Source organism: Paenibacillus sp. 01T442 (genome assembly GCF_056398345.1).
This window is the reverse complement of the sequence record NZ_JBFTPF010000154.1, coordinates 1-5143: the sequence shown is the minus strand read 5'-3', so window position 1 is coordinate 5143 and position 5143 is coordinate 1. Positions and strand designations below refer to the sequence as shown.

Annotated in this window: 4 protein-coding genes and 1 pseudogene; 4 read left to right on the top strand and 1 reads right to left on the bottom strand. The window is 43.9% G+C overall.

The features are described from left to right. Positions 1-211: 211 nt before the first annotated feature. Positions 212-1060 (bottom strand): annotated as a pseudogene (locus AC1DLM_RS34685) (transposase); the annotation flags it as partial. Positions 1061-1440: 380 nt separating this feature from the next. Here AC1DLM_RS34685 and AC1DLM_RS34680 point away from each other — a divergent pair. The 4 genes from AC1DLM_RS34680 to AC1DLM_RS34665 are packed head-to-tail and all read left to right on the top strand — an operon-like array spanning position 1441 to position 4807. Next, on the top strand, positions 1441-2238 hold the full coding sequence (locus AC1DLM_RS34680) for an ABC transporter permease (protein WP_477572532.1): 798 nt from the start codon (positions 1441-1443) through the stop codon (positions 2236-2238). Positions 2239-2241: 3 nt separating this feature from the next. Then, a complete protein-coding gene (locus tag AC1DLM_RS34675) occupies positions 2242-3042 on the top strand; it encodes an ABC transporter permease (protein WP_477572531.1) in 801 nt (266 codons plus the stop codon). After that, complete coding sequence (locus AC1DLM_RS34670) at positions 3042-4049, top strand: ABC transporter ATP-binding protein (RefSeq protein WP_477572530.1); 1008 nt, start codon at positions 3042-3044, stop codon at positions 4047-4049. Before AC1DLM_RS34675 ends, AC1DLM_RS34670 begins: the two co-directional genes overlap by 1 nt. A 56-nt stretch (positions 4050-4105) precedes the next feature. Next, positions 4106-4807 carry an ABC transporter permease gene (locus AC1DLM_RS34665; RefSeq protein WP_477572529.1) on the top strand — a complete coding sequence of 234 codons (702 nt, stop codon included), beginning with the start codon at positions 4106-4108 and terminating at the stop codon, positions 4805-4807. Positions 4808-5143: the final 336 nt, after the last annotated feature.

Below are 5143 nucleotides of genomic sequence, written 5' to 3'. Positions count from 1 at the left end.
GAGATATTTACTTATGTGCTGGCATTAGTATGAGGAGTTCAAACGTAAAGTATTGTTATTGAAATTTGAATACTAAGTTAACTGGGAACTATAGTGTAGGAGCTTGCCTGGCGGCAGCTCTTTTTTTGTTCATTCACGTAACGCACAGTGGTGCGATTGAATTACCCAATTCGTTCCAAATACTCCACTTGCGTTAGTAATGCATAGTTTTTTAAGCTGCTAATGCGAAGACTTTCTTTGGGTTGTATCCTTCTTCACTACGTGTCAGACMTACTAATAGTCGAGTCAGCTTTTCATATATCCTCATGATAGATTTCATTTTTTTAAGCTTTTTAATCTGGACATTATGTTGATGTAGAGCCTTAAATTCTTGGTTACTCGTGACCATGCACATCGTAATTAAATAGAGAAAGTGTCGCAGGCGTGGACGGCCTCGTTTACTGTGCTTCAGTTGTCCCTTCCATTTACCCGAGCTTGCTTCGTTCACATTGAGGCCTGCGTGACGGAGTAGAGCGTTCCCATGCTCAAAACCTTTAAGATCTCCAGACTCTCCTAAAACACCAGCTAGAGCAATTGCACTTATTCCCGTAATGGCAAGGATTTTGCCTGATAGGGGATAGGTTCAACAACGTCTTTGGCTTCTTTTTCAATCCTCTGCAGTTGTTTATTTGATACGTCATGCTCCTCAAGGAGCTGTTCTAGATGGAGTTTGTAAGCATGTGATGCCTGCTTGCAACCAACAGTTTTTCTGCCATCCTTTAATGACATCGTCAGGATTACATAGCGCAGCCGGGAGCGGAAAAAGCCGAAGGGTCAACAATGCACCCTTGCAAGTTAAGATCTTAAAGACTTGTCTCAGTTCAGGGAAGACAATGTCGACCMAGCGGTGGATCTAGTTAACGGTACTTACAAGTCGTTTAACGACTGTTTCTCGGTTAGTCATGAGTACTCGTAGCTCCTCGTACTCAKAGGAGTGGAACCGGACAGGGGAGTAGTAGCCGTAATAACCATGTCGAAAATAACCAAAGCATCTTTTTTTGTCGCTTTTAGAGCGTGTATTAGAAAAAAACGAGTAKGGTGTGAAAACTTGATTATTAATTGTCGTTCAGAGGGGAGTTTTTAAATGACTTAACTGCTGCGCTTGCTCTAAGCTTATTTCGAGCTTGGGAAAGCATAGCAGATAAAGCTGCGGAAGTCTTGTTTAATGGCGTGGAACAAGACCCGATATGCCTAATGGCCAATGTCCAAAATACACACATTATTGGCCATAATGCTTATTTACTGATTAGCAATAGAGTGCTATGTTGTGAGGATGAAAATCCTTCCAATTTATTAACTCATTAAAAGGAACTAGCGGCAATCTTCCACCAGGATCTTCTTTTTATAGCCATTTTCCACTAAAGTGTGTGCTATATTGCTGCAAAAAATGGAGGAGTACGAATGCGCAAATATGCGGCAACGTTAATCACGACGATGAAAAATCGCCAGGTCTACAAGATGGACATCGCGCTAAAAGTAATAGGCACCCTGATTTTGGTCATTGCTTTGCGCGAAACATGGGTAGCGATCTACAACAGCCAGTCTGTTCTCGCGGAAAGTTCGGGTGTTTCGTTGCAAAGCATGGCCACCTATACGATAATATCCGTTCTGCTTCAAATGGTGCTAGCCTCATCTGTATCGAATGAAATTTCTTCACGGGTCGGCAGCGGGGACGTTGCTTCTGATTTCCAGAAACCTTGGAATTTCCTGTACTACCATTTGGCCAAATCGATAGGTGAATCAATATCCGGAATCATCTTTGTCGTACTGCCTTTGTTGATTTTTGCGGCTATTCTGTTTCAGCTGAGCTTTCCAACGGGCTGGCAATCCTTGATTTTTATGTTGAGCTGCTTGTTTGCTTATCTGATCTCGTATGCAATTGCCTTTATGCTAGGCCTGCTCGCGTTTCTTTTTACGCAAATTTGGGGGTTTCAGTATGTGCTCAATACGGTCGTCCAGTTTTGTTCAGGATCATTCATACCTCTTTGGCTGTTTCCGGAAGGCTTGCTGCAGGTTATTAATTGGCTTCCTTTTCGCGGTATGTTTCATATTCCTTTATCGATTTTTATTGGCAAAATTTCCGGGGTTGAACTGCTAAACGGACTTCTTTTTCAGCTCGTCTGGGCTGTGCTGTTGCTTGCATTGGCTCATTATTCGCTGAAATTAATGGAACGGTTATTGATTACGACAGGAGGCTAAGCAATGGTTAGGCACATCAAATTATATTTTTTGCTGCAGTGGGCCAATCTGAAATCTTCCATTATGTACCCCTTCAATTTCTTGACTGGAGTGTTCGGAGTGGCCGTCGTCGGTCTCGTCAATTTCGTGTTAATCTGGGTTCTCACCCGCAAAGTTCCATCAGTGGCAGGCTGGGATTTTTATGAGCTCGTGTTTCTGTCATCGATCTTTCAGGTGACGCATGCGTTCTTTATTCTCACTTTTCAGCAAATTCGCCGGATAGAAGGGGTTATTAGGCGAGGAGAGTTTGACCGCTTTTTGGTCAGGCCGCTCAACCCTTTGTTCCAATACTCCACTTATTACTTGACGTTTGCGGGCTTCGGCGATCTGCTTTCCGGAATTATCGGACTATCGTACTCCGCCCCTCATGTCACCGATTGGAACATATTATATCTGGTTTATTTATTGATAGTCATGGTCAGTGGGGCAACAATTCAATGGTCGATCTACACGCTAGTCGGTTGTATCGCATTTTGGTCTCTGCAGGCGGACGGCGCACGTACGATTATTAATCCGTTCGTATTCCAGTTCAACCAGTTTCCTTTAACGATATACAATAAGGGAATCCAGTTGATTCTAACGTTCGTTTTGCCGATTGCTTTCATCAGCTTCTATCCTTCCTCCATGTTTTTCGGCAAGGAGGCGGAGGTGCCCTTTTCACCGTATATGGTATATGCGCCACCGGTAGTGGCTATTTTCATGGCATGGGTTACGTATAAGTTTTGGAACCGCGGAATTAATGCCTATAAAGGAGCGGGATCGTAATGAATACAATTGAAGTCAAGAATCTGGTAAGAGAGTTTAAAATGTACGGAAAAAAAACAAGATCGTTCCACCTGCTTAAATCATTGTTCGAGCGAAGCGGAACTGTAACCCGAGTGGTTGACCACATAAATTTTAGTATACAAGAAGGGGAGTTTGTTGGTTACTTGGGGCCGAATGGCGCTGGCAAATCGACTACGATCAAAATGCTCTCCGGCATCTTGGTGCCAACTTCAGGAACCGTCAACGTGATGGGACTCGAGCCGCATAAACATCGGAAGAGGCATGCCCAGCAAATCGGGGTTGTGTTCGGGCAAAGAACCCAGTTGTGGTGGGACTTGCCTCTGATCGAATCGTTTAAGTTACTCGGATCGATTTACAACATACCCAAGGAGAGATGGAAGTATAACCTGGATATGTTCACCGAGATTTTGGGCATGGAAAACTTTCTCCAAACACCGGTCAGGCAGTTGAGTCTAGGGCAAAGAATGCGAGGAGATATCGCGGCCTCCCTGCTTCACGATCCGAAACTACTATTTTTGGACGAACCGACGATTGGGCTTGATTTGATGGCGAAGGAACGCATACAGGATTTTTTGAAAAAAGTAAACGTGGAGAAGAAACTTACGATTATCCTGACCACGCACAATCTTGATGATGTTGAGAAACTGTGCAAACGGGTTATTTTTATCGATAAAGGTAAAGTATTGTTTGACGGAAGCTCGGTTGAAATGGTCAATCGATTCGGCGAACATCGGTATTTGATTGTTGAAACGTCCAATTGGAATGAGATCGGTTGGAAGGGGCCGAGAGTAGAACGTTCGGAAGGCAACCGGCTCTGGTTCAAAATTGATGACGATGCCGAAGTCGCGGTCATGGTGCGGAAGCTTTCTGATGTACTGGATATCCAYAATCTAACCGTCCAGGAGCCAAAAATGGAAGATATCATGAGGCAGCTATATGCTAGAACCGAAGTCTCACTCCCGGTGGAGAAGCACGCTTTAGTGTAATTTTTGAAATTTATGATAACTTTAAAGAATTTGATTTTGTGATGAGGTGACGCCGAATGGTACATGCTTACCTGTACATTACCAAAATGCGAATACTAACGATCCTAGCTTATCGATTTGAGGTATTCGCATCGATTGGGACGAACCTGATCATATTGATTACCTCGGTCTTTCTATGGAAGGCTGCATACGGTGGCGGAATCGTCCAATCGAACACGTTGGAGTTGCAGGACCTGATCACGTATACGGTCATATCTATTATGCTAACCTCCATCTTTGCATGCGGCGTTCAGGATACGATTTACTCCAAGATTCGCGAAGGCCAGATCGTGACGGATTTCTACCGTCCGATCCCTCTTCTGACCAGTTACTTGGCCGATGACCTTGGCAGCATGCTCAGCGTACTTGTCAACCGAGTTCTGCCGCTCTTCCTGTTCTCCTCGCTGTTTTTCGGTGTACCTCTGCCAGAGTCCGTGACGGGGCTTCTGTTGTTTATCCCCAGTACCCTTCTCAGTTACGCCATCTTATGGTTGCTTAGTGCGTTCGTGGGACTAATCGCCTTTTGGGTGATGGAGCTAGGCAATATGGGCATGGTGAAAGATGCGATCGTCCGCGTGCTGTCCGGCAGTTTTGGTGCCGCTGTGGTTCTTTCCGGATTCGGTGCAGACCGTATCGAAGTATCTCCCTTTTACTATTTATTCTTCTCCCACAACACAAGCATTCACKGACCGTTGGGAAAACGAGCATCACGTAATTGAATATTTATTTCGGGTGGATAAGTGGTCGGGTACTCTTAAAAAGAGACAAACGAAAGTGTAGAAGCTGAATTTTACCCATTTGACAATTTACCAGAAGCTTCTAGTGAGCTTTTTGCAAGACATTATCAAAGAGTATTTAATGATTTTAAAAAGTTCGATGGGAAATTAAATTTGGAATAGTTATCGGAGTTTAGCTTACGGAAAAATTTAGTGGAGGAGCTTGCATCTCTGCAGTTCCTCTATTTGTTCATTCAAGTAACGGGCAGTTATCTATGGCTTAACTTACATTAAAAGGAATCCCTGCATATATGCGAAGAAATATGTATCACCGATATT

Coding starts and splice junctions, on each gene's coding strand:
- AC1DLM_RS34680 (WP_477572532.1), top strand. CDS start 1,441: ATGCGCAAATATGCGGCAACGTTAATCACGACGATGAAAAATCGCCAG.
- AC1DLM_RS34675 (WP_477572531.1), top strand. CDS start 2,242: ATGGTTAGGCACATCAAATTATATTTTTTGCTGCAGTGGGCCAATCTG.